Raw genomic sequence first — 17453 nt, forward strand, 5'->3', positions numbered from 1 at the left:
GCGCGCTGGACGCGCCAGCGGGCGATAATGCAGGCCCCGCCGCACGGGCGGGGGGTGCAGGGCACAGTATAAACTGTCTCGCCACGAAAAAGGGAAAAGCCTGCACGCATCCTGCGAGACAGGTTCCAGGAAACGCGCGGTGGCGGCTATTCTCCTTGCTATCACCCCCCTCCCGTTTACAATGCCAGCTCATTGGAACCCACTGACAAAGAGCAGGCTCATGGAGTTATTGCGTGTTGTTTTTCGCCAGTACCGCTGGCCCTTCCTGATGGTTATCCTTCTCAGCCTGGCGAGCGCCGCGCTGGGGATTGGCCTGATCGCATTCATCAACACCCGGCTGATCACCACTCTTGGCGGATCGCTCTCCGTGCTGCCTGAATTCCTTGGCCTGCTGGCACTGCTGATGGCCGTGACGCTTGGCTCGCAACTGGCGCTGACCACCCTCGGCCACCACTTCGTCTACCAACTGCGCAGCGAGTACATCAAGCGCATCCTCGACACCCACGTCGAACGCATTGAGCAGCTTGGCAGCGCCCAGTTACAGGCCAGCCTGAGCAGCGACATTCGCAACATCACGCTGGCCTTCGTGCGCCTGCCGGAGCTGTTGCAGGGGCTGATCCTGACCGTCGGCTGCGCCACCTATCTGGCCTGGCTGTCGCCGAAAATGCTGGTGGTGACCGCACTCTGGATCATCGTCACGCTGGTGGGCAGTTGGCTGCTGGTGGCGCGCGTCTACCGCCACCTGAGCAGCGTGCGCGAGGCGGAAGATGAGCTGTATAAGGATTACCAGACGGTGATCGACGGCCGCAAAGAGCTGACCCTCAACCGCGCACGGGCGCGCCATGTGTTTGAGCGCCAGTATACGCGCAACGCGCAGGCGTACCGCCGCCACGTGATCCGCGCCGATACCTTCCACCTCAGCGCCGTGAACTGGTCGAACATCATGATGCTCGGCGCCATCGGCGCGGTGTTCTTCATGGCCAACAGTCTGGGCTGGGCCAACACCGCCATCGCCGCCACCTACTCCCTGACGCTGCTCTTTTTGCGCACGCCGCTGTTGCAGGCGGTGGGCGCGCTGCCGGTGCTGCTCAGCGCGCAGGTGGCGTTCCGCAAGCTGAAATCGCTGGAGCTGGTGCCGCACCAGCCCGGTTTTACCACCCCGGCCGCGCCCGCCAACTGGCAGACGCTGGAGCTGCGTGACGTGACCTTCCGCTATGCACAGGGCGGCTTCACCATTGGCCCCATCAACCTGACGCTGCGCCGTGGCGAGCTGGTGTTCCTGATTGGCGGCAACGGCAGCGGCAAGTCAACGCTGGCGATGCTGCTGACCGGCCTCTACACCCCAACCGACGGCACGCTGCTGGTGGATGGCCAGCCCGTGACGGCGGATAACCTGCCGGCGTTCCGCGCGCTCTTCTCGGCGGTCTTCACCGATTTCCACCTGTTTGGCGAGGCGCTGGGGCCAGCGGGCGAAGCACCTGACGCCGCGCTGGTGGAGGAGTGGCTGCAACGGCTGAAGATGGCGGAGAAGCTGGAGTGGAAGGCGGGGCGCATCACCAACCTGAAACTCTCCCAAGGGCAGCGCAAACGCGTGGCGCTGCTGATGGCGGTCGCCGAGCAGCGTGACATCCTGCTGCTGGATGAGTGGGCCGCCGATCAGGATCCGCAGTTCCGCCGCATCTTCTACCGCGAGCTGCTGCCCCAGCTGCACCGCATGGGCAAAACGGTGGTGGCGATCAGCCATGACGATCACTACTTCGAACATGCCGATCGCCTGCTGGAGATGCACACCGGCCACCTGCAAGAGCTGACCGGCCAGGCCCGCCTTGACGCGAGCCGTGACGCGGTGGCGCAGATTGACCGGGTGCTGACGCGCAGCGAGGTGCATTGATTTTCACTACACTTGGCCTCATGTTATGAGTCATTAGCCTTTTTCGCGGGGCGCTCGCGCGCCCTGACAGCCGGCCGGGCGACAGGCCCCGCTGGCCCACAACGACAACCAGGACTGCTTTATGACAAATCCTTTGCTGACGCCCTTTACCCTGCCGCCTTTCTCTAAGATCCAACCTGAACACATTGTGCCGGCGATGGAATCCGCGCTGGATGAGTGCCGCAAAACGGTAGAGCAGGTCGTGGCGCAGGGCGCGCCCTACAGTTGGGACACCCTCTGCCAGCCGCTGGCGGAGTCCGATGACCGCCTGAGCCGCATCTTCTCGCCCATCAGCCATTTGAACTCGGTCAAAAACAGCCCGGAACTGCGCGCCGCCTATGAGCAGTGCCTGCCGTTGCTCTCTGAATACAGCACCTGGGTCGGCCAGCACGCTGGCCTCTATCAGGCTTACCGCGACCTGAAAGGCGGCGAGCACTTTGCCCGCCTGACCGGCCCGCAGCAGAAGGCGGTGGATAACGCCCTGCGTGATTTCGAGCTGTCAGGCATTGGCCTGTCGCCGGAAAAACAGAAGCGTTACGGCGAGATCTCCACCCGCCTGTCAGAGCTGGGTTCCACCTACAGCAACAACGTGCTCGACGCCACCATGGGCTGGAGCAAGCTGGTCACCGATGCCAATGAACTGGCCGGGATGCCGGAGAGCGCACTGGCCGCCGCCAAGGCGCTGGCCGAGTCACGCGAGCAAGAGGGCTACCTGCTGACGCTGGATATCCCAAGCTACCTGCCGGTGATGACCTACTGCGACAACCAGGCGCTGCGTGAAGAGATGTACCGCGCCTACGGCACCCGCGCCTCCGATCAGGGGCCGAACGCTGGCAAGTGGGACAACAGCGACGTGATGGCCGAAGAGCTGGCGCTGCGCCACGAACTGGCGCAACTGCTGGGCTTCCGCTCCTATGCCGAGAAGTCGCTGGCGACCAAGATGGCCGAAAGCCCACAGCAGGTGCTCGACTTCCTCCAGGATCTGGCAAAACGTGCCCGCCCGCAGGGTGAGCAGGAGCTGGCGCAACTGCGTGCCTTCGCCAAAGAGCACTACGGCGTGGATGAGCTTGAAGCCTGGGATCTCTCCTACTACGGCGAGAAGCAAAAGCAACATCTCTTCTCCATCAGCGATGAGCAACTGCGCCCCTACTTCCCGGAGCAGCGCGTGCTGAATGGCTTGTTCGAAGTGGTCAACCGCATCTATGGCATTACCGCCAAAGAGCGCAAAGACGTGGACACCTGGCACCCGGAAGTGCGCTTCTTTGACCTGTTCGATGAGCAGGGCGAGCTGCGCGGCAGCTTCTACCTCGACCTTTACGCGCGCGACCACAAACGTGGCGGTGCCTGGATGGATGATTGCGCCGGTAGCCTGCGTCGCGCCAATGGCGAGCTGCAAAAGCCGGTCGCCTACCTGACCTGCAACTTCAACCGCCCGCTGGGCGATAAACCGGCGCTGTTCACCCACAACGAAGTGACCACGCTGTTCCATGAGTTCGGTCACGGCCTGCACCACATGCTGACCAAAATCGATGCCGCTGGCGTCGCGGGCATCAGCGGGGTGCCGTGGGATGCGGTCGAACTGCCGAGCCAGTTCATGGAGAACTGGTGCTGGGAGCCGGACGCGCTGGCGTTCATCTCCGGCCACTATGAGAGCGGTGAGCCGCTGCCGCAGGAGATGCTCGACAAGCTGCTGGCCGCGAAGAACTATCAGGCGGCGCTGTTCATCCTGCGTCAGCTGGAGTTCGGCATGTTCGACTTCCGTATGCACGCCGAATATGACCCGGCGAAGGGCGCGCAGATCCTGCAAACCCTGGCCGAGGTGAAGAAACAGGTGGCGGTGGTGCCGTCGCCAAGCTGGGGCCGCTTCCCGCACGCCTTTAGCCACATCTTCGCTGGCGGTTACGCGGCAGGCTACTACAGCTACCTCTGGGCGGAAGTGCTCTCCGCAGACGCCTACTCCCGCTTTGAGGAGGAGGGGATCTTCAACCGCCAGACCGGCCAGTCCTTCCTGGACAACATCCTGTCGCGCGGGGGTTCCGAGGAGCCGATGGTGCTGTTCAAACGCTTCCGTGGCCGCGAGCCGCAGCTGGATGCGATGCTGCGCCACTATGGCATCAAAGGCTAACGTGTGAGCATCTGTCTACTCTGTGAAGAAGGCGCCGATCCCGGCGCCTTATCGCTTTTGGCGCAACGCTGGCAACTGGTCTCTGACGACGAGGCGGTGATGGCGCTGGTGCTGACGCCGGAACGGCTGGAGCTGCGCAAGCGTGATGAGCCAAAGCTTGGCGCCATCTACGTCGATTTTGTCTCGGGTGCGATGGCGCACCGCCGCCGCTTCGGCGGCGGGCGGGGCGAGGCGGTAGCTAAGGCCGTCGGCATCAAGGGCAGCTACCTACCAGACGTGGTGGACGCCACCGCCGGTCTGGGGCGTGACGCCTTTGTGCTGGCGGCGCTCGGCTGTCGCGTGCGAATGCTGGAGCGCAACCCGGTGGTGGCGGCGCTGCTCGACGATGGCCTGCAACGCGGCTATCAGGATGCGGAGATTGGCCCCTGGCTGCGTGAGCGGCTGACGCTGCTGCATGCCTCCAGCCTGACGGCGCTGGCGGAGATCACCCCCCGGCCGGAAGTGGTCTATCTTGATCCTATGTATCCGCATCGGCAGAAGAGCGCGCTGGTGAAAAAAGAGATGCGGGTATTCCAGTCACTGGTCGGCCCGGATCTGGATGCCGATGGCCTGTTGGCCCCGGCGCGGGCGCTGGCGACCAAACGGGTGGTGGTAAAGCGCCCGGATTACGCACCGCCGCTGGCGGGCATCGCGGCGCAGGCCGCCATCGAAACCAAGTCCCACCGTTTTGATCTCTACCCCGGAACAGCCGCTGGCTGACCATTCACATATCTGCCGCACGCCTCCTGAGCCGCGGCATGTTTACCCATGCAGGACTCAACGCCGTGAAAAAGTTTCTCCTCACGGCATTTTTCTGTATGGTCTGCAAAGCTGCGGTTAAAAAAGCGCCAAATAAAGTGAGGGAACAGGTATGGCAGTCTATAGCATTGATGTAGTAGCCCAACTTTGCGGCGTAAACCCGGTGACGTTGCGCTCCTGGCAGCGCCACGGCCTGCTGAACCCCCGGCGTGATGAGGGGGGGCAGCGTACCTATACCGATGGTGACATCGCGCGGGCGCACATGATTTTGCACTGGGTCTCACGCGGCGTGCCGCTGACGCAGATGCGCGCGGTGCTCTCTGGCGATGCCCGGCAGGTTTCCCAAGGCTGGCAGGCGCAGCAAGAGGCGCTGCTCTACCATCTGGAGAAACACCAGACTGCCAAACTGCGCCATCTGGTGTGGCGCTATGGGCGCGAGGTGCCGGCGGAGAATCTGGTCAACGATATCCTGCGGCCCCTGCGGCTGTTCCTCGGTGCCAGCCGCCGGCCAGCGCTGATGCAACAGTGCGCAATGCTGGACGTGGCGGTGATTGAGTACGCCAGCTTCTCGATGAATGGCGCGCGCAAACGCGCTGGCGCACCGGTGCTGCTGCTGGCCTGGCAGATGAAAGACAACCTGGAGCTGTGGCTGGAGGCGATGCGGCTGGTGAGCGAGGGGCTGCGGGTGGAGCTGTTGCCCTATGCGCTGGCGGAGCCGGAGCTGGAGCGCTATGAGCACGTCGAGCAGTTCTTTGTCTGGTCAGACAAACCGCTGGATGCCGTGCGGCAGGCGCAGTACAACGGCTGGCTGGAGCAGGGGATGGCGGTGACGCTGGTGGGCGGCGCGGCCAACACCGTCTGGTTGGCCCCGGCCAACAGTAGCGTAAACGGGCCACTGCCAACCGCGGACAGCGTACTGCCCGAGGGCAATGACGACGAGCTGGCGGACTTAAGCGCCAGCGGCTAGACAAAAAAACGCCCGCATCGCGGGCGTTTTCTTTTCAGGACGTTCAGTCGTCATCATCCTCATCCTGCAACGGGACGATCAGCATGTCGATATGGATGGTGTTGATCAGCTGGCGCGCCGAGGACATCAGCTTGCTCCAGAAATCCTGATGGTGGCCACACACCACCAAATCCACGTCGTACTTCTTGATCGCATCCACCAGCACCTGCCCCAGATCGCCACTGCCGCTCAGCGTCTCGGCAATCGGGTAGCCCGCATTGAGGGATAGCTCCTTCAGGGCGTGGTGGGTCTCCTCTGAGATACGCTTTTGCATATCCCCCAAATTGACATCGATTAGGCCGGTGTAGAGATCGGAATAATTAACATCGACGTGGATGAGGGAGACTTTGGCATCGTAGGGTTTTGCCATTGAGACGGCCTTATCGACCAGGATCCTACTCTCCGGTGACAGGTCAACAGCAATCAAAATGTGTTTGTAAGCCATAAGCATACTCCTTCCATAAAGCCGGTTAAAAATCACTGGGTGAGTGCTGGCCGGCTCTACTTGCCGCTGGCCGCCTCGCCTGAATCGTTGTTGTTTTAACTGCCCGCGCCGGTTCCGGTCGCGTCACGCGCCTCCCCATTCCCACCCGGCACGCCGCCAACAGGTTGCGGCTTGGTGCCGGACAAAGGGGAGTGGCCACACTCCTCTGATGCGCTTTCCATGAGAAATATCAGCAGCATGAGCTAAGTATAGCCTCTCTGGCAACGTTCAGATTTTATCATCAATCCCCCGGCAAACCGGTGCCGCGCTCACAAGGGCGTGAACGGGGTCACGTCTGGCTGTAAGCTGCGCCCCCTCGTGGCAGGGGGAATATGACCCAGGCCGGGCGACCCGACCCCGCTGGAAAATTATCGAATTGAAAAAGCGTATTGATTGGATAAATTGTTATTAACCGGGACGCCGTTACCCTTTTTCATTTTCTACACTGAAGAGGAGCCACCGCACGGCGTGTGCCGGAGCCGGTGGCTCAACACGGTGATCCAGGGGTGGGCTGGAACAGCCCCAGTATGTCAGGAAACAAAGCAGACGTAGGGCGAAAGCGCGCTGCGGCCGGCCTGCCGGCAGCGGGGCCGATCGCCTTGAGGGGGGATCATGATCAGTACCGTTGCGCTATTCTGGGCTTTATGTGTGGTGTGTGTCATCAATATGGCGCGTTACTTCTCCTCCTTGCGGGCGCTGCTGGTGGTGCTGCGCGGGTGCGATCCGTTGCTTTACCAATATGTCGATGGCAGCGGCTTCTTTACCTCGCACGGCCAGCCCAGCAAGCAGATCCGCTTGGTGCGCTATATCTATTCCCAACGTTATCTTGATCATCACGATCCTGAATTTATCCGCCGCTGCGCGCGGGTGCGAGGGCAATTCATCCTGACCAGCTCCCTGTGCGGGCTGGTGGTGGTCAGCCTGGTGGCGATGCTTATCTGGTATTGAGTCATTTTCAGGAGAGCAGGCAGTAAAAAAGGCGGCCCTTGGGCCGCCTTTTTATTGGGTCGCATTTGCGTCAGATCAGCTTCAGCGCAATCCAGTAGAGCGTACCGGAGAGCACAATCGCGATCGGCAGGGTCAGCACCCACGCCAGCAAGATGCTCTTCACGGTTTTGCTCTGCACGCCGCCGCCATCCACAATCATGGTGCCCGCTACCGCGGAGGAGAGCACATGGGTGGTGGAGACCGGCATACCGGTGTAGCTGGCCACGCCGATGGAGACGGCAGCGGTCATCTGCGCAGAGACGCCCTGGGCATAGGTCATACCCTTCTTGCCAATCTTCTCACCGATGGTGGTCGCCACGCGCTTCCAGCCGAACATGGTGCCCAGCGAGAGCGCCAGCGCCACCGCGACGATGATCCAGACCGGCGCGTACTCGACGGTCGCCAGCAGGTCATTGCGCAGGTTGCCAAGGAAGCGTTTATCCTCGGTGCTGGTGTTCGGCAGCTTGGCCGCCTTGTCAGCAGTATCCGCCACGCACATCAGCAGGCGGCGCATATGGCTGCGCTCCTCCACCGACAGCGCGCTGTAGCTCGGCAGGTTGGTCAGCAGCGTCTGCGCACGGTCAATCGCCACCAGCGCCCGGCTGCTGTCGCAGTGGAACTCACGCGGCGTGTCCGGCAGCGTCTCTTCCGGCGTCGGCACCAGCGGCGTCTGCGCGGCAACGTGCGGCAGGGCATCCGGGTGCTGCTGGTAGTACTGCTGCAAATGCGTCACCGCGTCGCGGGTGCGGGTGATGTCATAGCCGGTGGCATTCATGTTGACCACGAAGCCCGCCGGGGCGACACCAATCAGCACCAGCATGATCAGGCCAATGCCCTTCTGCCCGTCGTTGGCGCCATGCGAGAAGCTGACGCCGATGGCGGAGAGGATCAAGGCGGTACGCGTCCAGAACGGCGGCTTCTTTTTGCCGTCGAGCTTTTCGCGCTCTGCCGGGGTCATGTGGATGCGGCGGCGCTTCTTGGTGCTGCTCCAATAGCGGCGCAACACAAACACCAGCGCACCCGCCAGCCCCATGCCGACCAACGGCGAGAGGATCAGCGACAGGAAAATGCTAACCATCTTCGGAATGTTCAACGCATCCACCACGGAGCTGTCCGTGACAATGGCGTTGGTCAAACCGATGCCGATAATGGCGCCAATCAGGGTGTGTGAACTGGAGGCCGGCAGGCCAAAGTACCAGGTGCCGAGGTTCCAGATAATTGCCGCCAGCAGCATGGAGAAGACCATTGCCAGGCCGTGGGCCGATCCTACGTTCAACAGCAGATCGGTGGGCAGCAGGTGGACGATGGCATAAGCAACACTCAGGCCGCCGAGTATTACGCCAAGGAAGTTGAAAAGACCCGCCATCACGACCGCAATCTGCGAGCGCATGGCACGGGTGTAAATCACAGTGGCCACTGCGTTGGCTGTATCGTGGAAACCGTTGATGGCTTCGTAGAACAGGACAAACAGTAGCGCGAGGACTAACAACAGGCCGGTATGAAAATCCAGCCCAGCGAACAGATGTAGCATAAGCGTTACGCCAGTTGGTGGTCATGAACGCGGCGCATTATCCGCGAGAACAGGGTGCATCGGAAAGAGAAATATGACCGTTTTACGACAAAAAAACCGTCCAAAGGGCGCATTTTGTTGAAAAAACGATATAAAATCATCGTGTTAATAAGACTTACGTTTATTAACTTTTCGTTACTCTGGAACTTGATGCCGCTGGGGCATACAATTCGCCGCCTGAATCGCCAGCCTGAAACTGCCAGCACACCTTTATATGTAGCAGATCTTTCATGTATGGCCCGGCCGTAAACGCTATTTATTACAGAGGTATTGCAGTGGAACAGTTTGATGTGGTGGTGATCGGTGCCGGCGCGGCCGGTATGTTTTGTGCCGCGCTGGCGGGACAAGGCGGCCGCCGGGTTCTGCTGCTGGACAATGGCAAGAAGGCGGGGCGCAAGATCCTGATGTCCGGCGGCGGGCGTTGCAACTTCACCAATATGTACACTGAGCCGGCCGCCTACCTGTCAGAGAACCCGCACTTCTGCAAATCGGCGCTGGCGCGCTACACCCAGTGGGATTTCATCGATCTGGTCAACCGCCACGGCATCGCCTACCACGAGAAGACCCTCGGCCAGCTCTTCTGCGACGACTCGGCGCAACAGATTGTCGATCTGCTGCTGAAGGAGTGTGAGCAGGGGCAAGTGACGCTGCGGCTGCGCAGCGAAGTGCTGGCGGTGGAGCAGGGCGACAATGGCTTCACCCTGTCGCTCAACGGCGGGCAGGTCAGCGCTGGCGCGCTGGTGGTGGCGACCGGTGGCCTGTCGATGCCGGGCCTCGGGGCCACGCCGTTCGGCTACAAGCTGGCGGAGCAGTTTGGCCTGAAGGTGTTGCCGACCCGCGCCGGGCTGGTGCCCTTCACCCTGCACAAACCGCTGCTGGATCACCTGCAAACCCTCTCCGGCGTCTCCGTGCCCGCCGTGGTGACGGCGCAAAATGGCGTCTCGTTCAAGGAGAGCATCCTCTTCACCCACCGCGGCCTCTCCGGCCCGGCGGTGCTGCAACTGTCGAGCTACTGGCAGCCGGGCGAAAGGGTGAGCGTCAACCTGCTGCCGGGGGTGGATTTGTCGGCCCACCTCGACGCCGAACGGCAGGCGCACCCGAACCAGAGCCTGAAAAATACTTTGGCGCAGCTGTTGCCAAAGCGGTTGGTGGAGTGCCTGCAACTGCTGGGGCAGTTGCCGGAGGCGACGTTGAAGCAGCTCAATGCACCGCAACAGGCGGCGCTGGTGGAGAGCCTGCAAGCCTGGCAGGTGCAGCCCAACGGCACCGAGGGCTACCGCACCGCCGAGGTGACGCTGGGCGGCGTCGATACCCGCGCGCTCTCCTCCAAAACCATGATGGCGAACGAGGTGCCGGGCCTCTACTTCATTGGCGAAGTGATGGACGTCACCGGCTGGCTTGGCGGCTACAACTTCCAGTGGGCGTGGAGCAGCGCGTGGGCCTGCGCGCAGGCACTGATCGCCGGGCGCTGATCTCAGGTGGTGCCGTCGGGCGTCAGGCGGGCGATCAGCAGATCGCGCAGCGCCCGCACCTTGGGCAGCCCCTCACGGCGCTTTAGCCACACCAGATTCATCGGCAGGCCATCAGTGGCCAGCGCTGGCAGCACCTCCCGCAGCGTTCCCTGATCCAGGTGGCGCTGCACCAGCCAGCGCGGCAACTGCGCGATGCCGTAGCCGTGCAGCACTGCCTGCACCTCCCCCTCGCCATCCCCGACCGCGATGCGCACCGGCAGCGCGCGCCGCTCGCGGTCGCCGCTGTGGCGGCCGGTGAAGTGCCAGGGGCTGACGCGGCCATCCTCCTCGCCATACCCGACGCAGTGGTGTTGCGCCAGATCGCGCGCACTCAGCGGCGTGCCATGCTGCGCCAGATAGGCGGGCGAGGCGCAGAACACCAGCCGCTGCGCGCCAAAAAAGCGGTGGCCGAGCGCCGCTGGCCAGGCATCTGGCCCGCCGATGCGCACCACGATATCAATGTCCTCCTGCACCGGATCGACAAAGCGATCGGTAAAGGAGATGTGCGGCTGGAGCCGTGGATAGCGCTGCGCGAACGCCAAAATCAGTGGCAGCACATGCAATCGGCCATAGGAGGCCGGCAGGTCGATGCGCACCCGGCCATGCGGCTCGCGATCTTCTGCCGTCAGCGCCAGCTCCGCCGCCTCCAACTCCGCCAGCACCGCCGCGCAGGTGCGGTAGTAGCGCGTGCCAGCCTCGGTCAGGGCGAGGGTGCGGGTGGTGCGCTGGAACAGCGTCTTGCCCAGCCGCGCCTCCAGCCGGGCGACGCTCTTACTGACCGCCGAGGGCGTCAGGTTCAGCCGCTCCGCCGCCGCCGCAAAACTGCCGCCATCCGCCACGCTGACAAACACATGAATACCCTTTAGCCGGTCTGGTGAAAACATCGCGCCTCCGATTCGTGAATTCCTGTCACATGATTCGGTAAAAAATAGCCGCTATCGGTCAATATTTCTTGAATACACTTATTTTTATGTTGAACCGGAAAATAAGGAACCCTGAAATGAGTGACCTCTTCAGCCCCTTCATGCTGGGTAACACCCGTCTCGCCAACCGGATTGTGATGGCCCCGATGACCCGTTCACGCGCGCCGGAGGACATCGCCACGGAGCAGATCGCCCTCTACTATGCGCAGCGTGCCACCGCCGGGCTGATTATCACCGAGGGTACGCCGATCTCCCGCGAGGGGCAGGGCTACCTGTTCAATCCCGGCATCTTCTCCCCGGCACAGATCGCTGGCTGGAAGCTGACCACCGACTCGGTGCACAGCGTGGGTGGCAAAATCTTCGCCCAGCTCTGGCACGTGGGCCGCGTCTCCCACACCTCCCTCCAGAAAAATGGCGCGGCACCGGTTAGCTCGACCGCCACGCCCGCGGCCAACTCCTCGGCCTTTGCCTATGATGAACAGGGCAAGCCGGGCTTCGTGCCCGCCTCCGCCCCACGCGCGCTCTCCACTGATGAGGTAGGCCGGGTGGTGGAAGATTTCGCCCAGGCAGCCGCCAACGCACGTGAGGCTGGCTTTGACGGCGTGGAACTGCACGGGGCCAATGGTTATCTGCTCGAGCAGTTCCTCAACCCGAAGGTCAATGACCGGCAGGATCGCTACGGCGCGCAAACGCTGGAGAATCGCCTGCGCTTCGTGTTTGAGGTGGTGGACGCCGTCTGCGCCCGCATCGGCGCTGACCGGGTGGGCATCCGCCTCTCCCCCTACGGGCAGCTCTCGGACATGCCGCTCTACCCGGAGATTGATGAAACCTACACCGCCCTGTGCGCCGGGCTGGCGCAGCGCGGCATCGCCTATGTGCATGTGATGGACCAGACCAACTTTTTCTTCAACGCCGATGACGCCGAAGCCAAGGCCGACGCGATCAAAAACCTGCTGCGCACCTGTCGGCAGACGCTGGGCGACACGCCGCTGATTCTGGCGGGCGACCTGACGCTGGCGCGCGCGCAGGCGCGGGTGGATGAGGGGCTGATCGATCTGCCAGCCTTCGGCCAGCCCTACATTGCCAACCCGGATCTGGTGGCGCGGCTGAAACATGGCTGGCCGCTGGCGAAGCCGGATCGCGACACCTACTACGGCGGCTCGGCAGAGGGTTACATCGACTATCCGCCCTACCAACCGGCCTGAAACGGCCAGCCATGAGAGGAGAAGAGCATGAGCCAGGATAAATTCCGCGATTTGGAGCGCTCGGACATGTTGCAGCGGCCACCGGTGGGGCAGACCCAACCGGGCGGCAACCAGCCGCTGATTGTCACGCCGACCTTTGTGCTGCGCAGCGACGCCACGCCCTGGCAGGATCGGCCGCACGATGCGGGATCGTCGGTCGATCGCCACGGCCAGGAGGTGACGCAGCCGGATCGGCACGCCGATCGGCTGGCGCTGGAGCCGGATCCAAACCTGGCCTTCGAGCACTGGGACGAATATTGGCGCAAAGTGCACGGCCCCAAATTCGCCTATGCCGGGCCAGAGACGCAAAACGATAGTGTGCTGCGCTACGATCAAGTGCACCGGCTGGCCTCCGGCCCCTCCTCCGGGTTCCGCCCGCCCTACCGGGCGATGGTGGGTGCGGATGGCCGGCTGGTGGCCGATCCGGCGGCGCGGGTGCCGGCCTATCGCCGCCCGTCATGGGATGGCTTTGCCTACATCGCCTATGGCTCGGAGGAGGCGGTCACCGCCACCCTTGATCAGGAGCAATACGCCAAACGCATCATCGCCGATGAGCAGACGGTGTTCCGCAAAGTGAGCCGCGAACTGGCGCGGGAGTACATCCTGATCCCGAGCGCCCGGCACCGCGACCCCTTCAGTCTGGTGAAGATCCACATTCGCCGGCCGCACCTGACGCGTGAGGCGTTCCAACAGCGCTGGCTGCACCAGCACGCCGATGAGGTGATGGCGAAGCCGGAGACGCAGGAGTATGTGCGCCGCTACGCCCAGTTGCACCCGTTTGCCATGACCCAGCCGGATGAGGAGGGGGCGAAAATCGATGGCATCAGCGTCTTCTCGTTCAGTTCGCTGAATGACGTGGAGGATTACCTTGCCACCGAGGCGTGGGCGGCGATTGAACAGGCCGAGGCGGAGATCGCTGACCCGGACGCCTCAGAGTTCTGGACAGCGGTCAACTACAGCGTCATCAACCGGTTGGCCCCTGAGCAAGCCACCGCCCGTTAGGCGAGTGCAGGCACTCATGAGTCAGATGCATGGCATCTATGAGCGGATTCGCCATAATCATGGGACGTGCTTTGCTTTAGGCTACAGGAACCGCAATCCAGCGGTTCCTAGCCAACCTACCGGGTAAATGATGTTAAAAGAGAATTTCAGCGATCTTATCTCCTTGATGGTCATCGCCCGCGAAGGCAGTTTTACCCGCGCGGCCGCCAAGCTGGGCGTCTCCCAATCCGCCCTGAGCCATGCGATCCGTGGGCTGGAGACGCGGCTGGGCATCCGCCTGCTGACCCGCACCACCCGCAGCGTCGCGCCGACCGTCGCGGGCGAACAGCTCATCACGAGCATCAGCCCGCACCTGACCGGCATTGAGGAGCAGCTGGTGCAGTTGCGTGAAATGCGCGACCGCCCGGCGGGCACCATCCGCCTTAACGCGGGCGAGCACGCGCTGCAATCGGTGATCTGGCCGGCGCTTGGCTCTTTTGTGCGCGACTACCCGGACGTCAACGTCGAGGTGGTGGTGGACAATGCCCTGACCGACATCGTCAGCGGCCGCTATGACGCGGGCATCCGGTTGGGTGAGCAGGTGGCGAAAGATATGGTGGCGGTGCGCATCGGCCCCGACATCCGCATGGTGGTGGTTGGATCACCTGACTATTTCGCCCGCCACGGCAAACCCGAAACGCCGCAGGCGTTGCAACAACACAACTGCATCAACCTGCGCCTGCCGACGCTCGGCGGGCTGTATGCGTGGGAGTTCAAGCAGGGCGAGCAGGCGCTGCGCGTGCGGGTCGAGGGGCAACTGACCTTCAGCAGCCTGCCGACGCGCATTCAGGCGGCGGTGGCCGGACTGGGACTGGCGTTCCTGCCGGAAGACAGCGTACAGCAGGAGCTGGCCGATGGCCGGCTGGAACTGGCGCTGGAGGCATGGTGCGACACCTTCCCCGGCTACTACCTCTACTATCCCAGCCGCAAACAGCACACCCTGGCCTTCACCAAACTGATTGAGGCGCTGCGCTACCCGCGTTAATCGCCCGCCATTGATGAGCCTGGCTCATCTCCTCATCCGCGCGGGTGGGACTAATCCCTGTCCGTCCACTCCCTATAATGGATGTTCCACAGGCGCGCCGCGCCTGACAACACAGGAGCAGACCATGAAAACACGTACATTGGGCAACAGCGGCCTGGCCGTTTCGGCACTAGGGTTAGGCTGCATGGGGCTGAGTTATGGCTACGGGCCAGCCACCGACAAACAGCAGGCGATCGCCCTGATCCGCGCGGCGGTCGATCGCGGCGTCACCTTCTTCGACACCGCCGAGGTTTACGGCCCCTTCATTAATGAAGAGGTGGTGGGCGAGGCGCTGGCACCGGTGCGTGACCGGGTGGTGATCGCCAGTAAATTTGGCTTCGATCTGCCGCAGCCGGATAACCGACAGGTGCTCAACAGCCAGCCAGCGCACATCCGACAGGCGGTGGAGGGGAGCCTCAAACGCCTCAAGGTGGAGTGTCTGGATCTGCTCTACCAGCACCGCGTTGACCCGGCCGTGCCGATCGAAGAGGTGGCGGAGACGGTGAAAGCGCTGATCAAAGAGGGCAAGGTCAAGCATTTCGGCCTCTCTGAGGCGGGGGCGCAGACCATTCGCCGGGCGCACGCCGTGCAGCCAGTGGCGGCGTTGCAGAGTGAGTATTCGCTCTGGTGGCGCGAGCCGGAGCAGGAGATCCTGCCGCTGCTGGAGGAGCTGGGCATCGGCTTTGTGCCCTTCAGCCCGCTCGGCAAGGGCTTCCTCACCGGGGCGATTGCCGCCGACACCCAATTTGATGCCAGTGACTTCCGCAACGTGGTGCCGCGCTTTGCGCAGGAGGCGCGCGAGGCCAATCAGGCGTTGGTCGATGCGCTAAAAACGGTGGCCGCGCAGCAAAACGTCACCCCGGCGCAGATCGCGTTGGCGTGGCTGCTGGCCCAGAAACCCTGGATTGTGCCGATCCCCGGCACCACCAAACTGCATCGGCTGGAGGAGAACCTCGGCGCGACGGAGATTACGCTCAATGCAGCAGATCTGCGCCAGATCGAGCAGGCGCTGGCTGCCATCCGGGTGGTGGGCGACCGTTATCCCGAGGAGATGCAAAAACGGGTAGGGCGTTAAGCACGCCCTGATTACGGGCCGGTTGGCTGACGCAGGATTGCGGAATCGATATATCTAAGATATATTTTAGCTGCTTTTGCGGCCAGCCCGGCCGCACCACGCGTGACGCCCAACGCAATGGGCCATGAGATAAGGAACCGTGATGCAGCAAACTTCCACACCGCGCGCCGTCAACTACCCGACCCGTGTCCGCAACGAGCTGGTTTTCCGTGAGATTACCGTCAAGCAGGTGACCACGGTGGCTGGCTGCTTCCGCCGCGTGGTCTTTCAGGGCGATCAGCTGGCGGGCTTTACCTCGGCTGGCTTTGATGACCACATCAAAATGTTCTTCCCAGATCCTGCGACCGGCGAACTGCGCCTGCCTACCGTCACGGCGGAGGGGATCGACTGGGGCGATGGCCCACGCCCACCGAACCGCGACTACACGCCGTTGCAGTTTGACGCGGTGCGCAACGAGCTGACCATCGACTTCTTCATCCATGCGCAGGGCGTGGCGAGCGACTGGGCCGCGACCGCCAAGCCGGGCGACCGACTGGCGATGGGTGGCCCGCGCGGTTCGCTGGTAGTGCCGGAGAGCTACGCCCACCAGATCTACGTCTGTGACGAGAGCGGCCTGCCAGCGCTGCGCCGCCGACTGGCGATGGTGGCGGCCCACGGCGGCAAGCCGTCGTTGACGGTGCTGGCGTTTGTCAGCCAGCCAGAGGCCAAAACCTATCTGGACGACGCGCCGGACGTGCAGTGCGAGTGGCTGGTGGCCGCCGAGGGCGCGACAGCCGATACTCTGGCGGAACGGGTGCGCGCGCTCACCTTGCCAGCGGAGGATTACTTCATCTGGCTCACCGGTGAGGGCGAGATTGTGAAGGGCCTGAGCGACCACGTTCTGGCGCAGGGCACCGATCCGGCGCTGGTGCGCGCCGTCGCGTACTGGCACGCCAAATAATCCCATCCCGCCGCCCGGCGGGATATTTTTCACTGGCCGGGCGTCTGGCGCACGCTATTTCCACCGCGCAGTAGCGCCGGTCAGCTCGCTATTTTCACCCCGGCCCACAGCGGCGCGAATAAACGGCCCACCGCGGGGGAACCGCTATTTTCCCGGCCACGGCGCTCGCTTGTAATCTTCACTTTAGCCCGATATGCTGCCCCACTGGCTTGAATACCCCCAAATTGACCATGACTAAACCACACGCTGTACCGCCTGCCGGCATTTCATGCTCACCGGCAGAAAAAGGCCGCGAGTTCGGCGGGAAAAGACATCGCCGCGAAAGGTTGTTCGACGCAAATGATATTCGCCTGATGATCCTTTCCATTCTGCAAAGCCGGGCGGCCCACGGCTATGAGGTGATTAAATCCATCGAGGAGTTGTCGAAGGGGGAATATACGCCGAGCGCCGGGGTTATTTACCCTAACCTGACCCTGATGGAGGAGATGGGATATATCACGGCCAGCGATCAGCAGGCGGGCAAAAAAGCCTATGCGCTGACGGCGGCGGGGCAGGCACAGCTAACGGAGCACCAGACAGTGCTGGCGGCGGCGGTTGGCCGCCTACATGCGCTGGCGGTGCTGGCAAATAATCGCGCGCGGCCCGAGGTGCAACAGGCGATCAATAATATCCGTTCGGCGCTTAACACCCGTCTCTCGAAAGAGGCCGTCTCAGAAGAGACGCTGCATACCATTATTGACGCGCTGGAGCGCGCCACCCGCGCCATCGAGCGCAGCTAAATTGCCACCCCGGCCG

The 17453-nt window shown here is 62.8% G+C and carries 16 protein-coding genes; 12 read left to right on the forward strand and 4 right to left on the reverse strand.

Annotated features, from left to right (window positions below):
* Positions 1-220: 220 nt before the first annotated feature.
* The 4 genes from C1N62_RS00620 (at position 221) to C1N62_RS00635 (ending at position 5820) form a co-directional block, all read left to right on the forward strand.
* Positions 221-1891, forward strand: a complete 1671-nt coding sequence (locus C1N62_RS00620; RefSeq protein ID WP_137761819.1) for a multidrug ABC transporter permease/ATP-binding protein — start codon at positions 221-223, stop codon at positions 1889-1891.
* A 121-nt stretch (positions 1892-2012) separates the two neighbouring features.
* Positions 2013-4055 (forward strand): oligopeptidase A, encoded by a 2043-nt coding sequence (prlC, locus tag C1N62_RS00625; protein ID WP_137761820.1) that lies wholly within the window; start codon positions 2013-2015, stop codon positions 4053-4055.
* A 3-nt stretch (positions 4056-4058) separates the two neighbouring features.
* On the forward strand, positions 4059-4814 hold the full coding sequence (gene rsmJ, locus C1N62_RS00630) for a 16S rRNA (guanine(1516)-N(2))-methyltransferase RsmJ (protein WP_137761821.1): 756 nt from the start codon (positions 4059-4061) through the stop codon (positions 4812-4814).
* A gap of 151 nt (positions 4815-4965) precedes the next feature.
* Complete coding sequence (locus tag C1N62_RS00635) at positions 4966-5820, forward strand: MerR family transcriptional regulator (protein ID WP_137761822.1); 855 nt, start codon at positions 4966-4968, stop codon at positions 5818-5820.
* A 43-nt stretch (positions 5821-5863) separates the two neighbouring features.
* Here the strand turns inward: C1N62_RS00635 and uspA are convergent, their stop codons facing one another.
* A complete protein-coding gene (gene uspA, locus C1N62_RS00640; protein WP_137761823.1) occupies positions 5864-6304 on the reverse strand; it encodes a universal stress protein UspA in 441 nt (146 codons plus the stop codon).
* A 95-nt stretch (positions 6305-6399) separates the two neighbouring features.
* Positions 6400-6525 carry a hypothetical protein gene (locus C1N62_RS23480; RefSeq protein WP_255508607.1) on the reverse strand — a complete coding sequence of 42 codons (126 nt, stop codon included), beginning with the start codon at positions 6523-6525 and terminating at the stop codon, positions 6400-6402.
* 430 nt (positions 6526-6955) lie between these two features.
* Between C1N62_RS23480 and uspB the strand changes: the two genes are divergently transcribed.
* Positions 6956-7291, forward strand: coding sequence for a universal stress protein UspB (gene uspB, locus C1N62_RS00645; protein WP_137761824.1), 336 nt, complete (start codon positions 6956-6958; stop codon positions 7289-7291).
* A 70-nt stretch (positions 7292-7361) separates the two neighbouring features.
* Here the strand turns inward: uspB and pitA are convergent, their stop codons facing one another.
* Positions 7362-8861, reverse strand: a complete 1500-nt coding sequence (gene pitA / locus C1N62_RS00650; RefSeq protein ID WP_137761825.1) for an inorganic phosphate transporter PitA — start codon at positions 8859-8861, stop codon at positions 7362-7364.
* Between the two features lie 314 nt (positions 8862-9175).
* On the opposite strand from pitA, the gene C1N62_RS00655 reads away from it, so the two are divergent.
* Positions 9176-10372, forward strand: coding sequence for an NAD(P)/FAD-dependent oxidoreductase (locus tag C1N62_RS00655; protein ID WP_137761826.1), 1197 nt, complete (start codon positions 9176-9178; stop codon positions 10370-10372).
* A 2-nt stretch (positions 10373-10374) separates the two neighbouring features.
* On the opposite strand, the gene C1N62_RS00660 is transcribed toward C1N62_RS00655, so the two are convergent.
* Entirely contained in the window at positions 10375-11295 is a 921-nt protein-coding gene (locus C1N62_RS00660) for a LysR family transcriptional regulator (protein WP_137761827.1), read from the reverse strand.
* Between the two features lie 116 nt (positions 11296-11411).
* On the opposite strand from C1N62_RS00660, the gene C1N62_RS00665 reads away from it, so the two are divergent.
* The 6 genes from C1N62_RS00665 to C1N62_RS00690 all read left to right on the forward strand — a co-directional run bounded on the left by C1N62_RS00665 (position 11412) and on the right by C1N62_RS00690 (position 17437).
* Positions 11412-12539: an alkene reductase gene (locus C1N62_RS00665; protein WP_137761828.1), complete on the forward strand. Its 1128-nt coding sequence runs from the start codon at positions 11412-11414 to the stop codon at positions 12537-12539.
* A gap of 27 nt (positions 12540-12566) precedes the next feature.
* On the forward strand, positions 12567-13580 hold the full coding sequence (locus C1N62_RS00670; RefSeq protein WP_137761829.1) for an EthD domain-containing protein: 1014 nt from the start codon (positions 12567-12569) through the stop codon (positions 13578-13580).
* 130 nt (positions 13581-13710) lie between these two features.
* Positions 13711-14604 (forward strand): LysR family transcriptional regulator, encoded by an 894-nt coding sequence (locus C1N62_RS00675; protein WP_137761830.1) that lies wholly within the window; start codon positions 13711-13713, stop codon positions 14602-14604.
* A gap of 124 nt (positions 14605-14728) precedes the next feature.
* The gene (locus tag C1N62_RS00680) at positions 14729-15718 is read left to right on the forward strand and encodes an aldo/keto reductase (protein WP_137761831.1); all 990 of its coding nucleotides are present in this window, start codon (positions 14729-14731) and stop codon (positions 15716-15718) included.
* Positions 15719-15860: 142 nt separating this feature from the next.
* Positions 15861-16658, forward strand: a complete 798-nt coding sequence (locus C1N62_RS00685; RefSeq protein ID WP_137761832.1) for a siderophore-interacting protein — start codon at positions 15861-15863, stop codon at positions 16656-16658.
* A gap of 353 nt (positions 16659-17011) precedes the next feature.
* Positions 17012-17437, forward strand: coding sequence for a PadR family transcriptional regulator (locus C1N62_RS00690; RefSeq protein ID WP_240775714.1), 426 nt, complete (start codon positions 17012-17014; stop codon positions 17435-17437).
* Positions 17438-17453: the final 16 nt, after the last annotated feature.

Origin of the sequence: Nissabacter sp. SGAir0207 (assembly GCF_005491205.1) — a bacterium.
Classification (GTDB): Bacteria; Pseudomonadota; Gammaproteobacteria; order Enterobacterales; family Enterobacteriaceae; genus Chimaeribacter.

Coding starts and splice junctions, on each gene's coding strand:
- C1N62_RS00675 (WP_137761830.1), top strand. CDS start 13,711: ATGTTAAAAGAGAATTTCAGCGATCTTATCTCCTTGATGGTCATCGCC.
- pitA (WP_137761825.1), bottom strand. CDS start 8,861: ATGCTACATCTGTTCGCTGGGCTGGATTTTCATACCGGCCTGTTGTTA.
- C1N62_RS00660 (WP_137761827.1), bottom strand. CDS start 11,295: ATGTTTTCACCAGACCGGCTAAAGGGTATTCATGTGTTTGTCAGCGTG.
- C1N62_RS00680 (WP_137761831.1), top strand. CDS start 14,729: ATGAAAACACGTACATTGGGCAACAGCGGCCTGGCCGTTTCGGCACTA.
- uspB (WP_137761824.1), top strand. CDS start 6,956: ATGATCAGTACCGTTGCGCTATTCTGGGCTTTATGTGTGGTGTGTGTC.
- C1N62_RS23480 (WP_255508607.1), bottom strand. CDS start 6,525: ATGGAAAGCGCATCAGAGGAGTGTGGCCACTCCCCTTTGTCCGGCACC.
- C1N62_RS00635 (WP_137761822.1), top strand. CDS start 4,966: ATGGCAGTCTATAGCATTGATGTAGTAGCCCAACTTTGCGGCGTAAAC.
- prlC (WP_137761820.1), top strand. CDS start 2,013: ATGACAAATCCTTTGCTGACGCCCTTTACCCTGCCGCCTTTCTCTAAG.
- C1N62_RS00685 (WP_137761832.1), top strand. CDS start 15,861: ATGCAGCAAACTTCCACACCGCGCGCCGTCAACTACCCGACCCGTGTC.
- uspA (WP_137761823.1), bottom strand. CDS start 6,304: ATGGCTTACAAACACATTTTGATTGCTGTTGACCTGTCACCGGAGAGT.
- C1N62_RS00670 (WP_137761829.1), top strand. CDS start 12,567: ATGAGCCAGGATAAATTCCGCGATTTGGAGCGCTCGGACATGTTGCAG.
- C1N62_RS00665 (WP_137761828.1), top strand. CDS start 11,412: ATGAGTGACCTCTTCAGCCCCTTCATGCTGGGTAACACCCGTCTCGCC.
- C1N62_RS00690 (WP_240775714.1), top strand. CDS start 17,012: ATGATCCTTTCCATTCTGCAAAGCCGGGCGGCCCACGGCTATGAGGTG.
- C1N62_RS00620 (WP_137761819.1), top strand. CDS start 221: ATGGAGTTATTGCGTGTTGTTTTTCGCCAGTACCGCTGGCCCTTCCTG.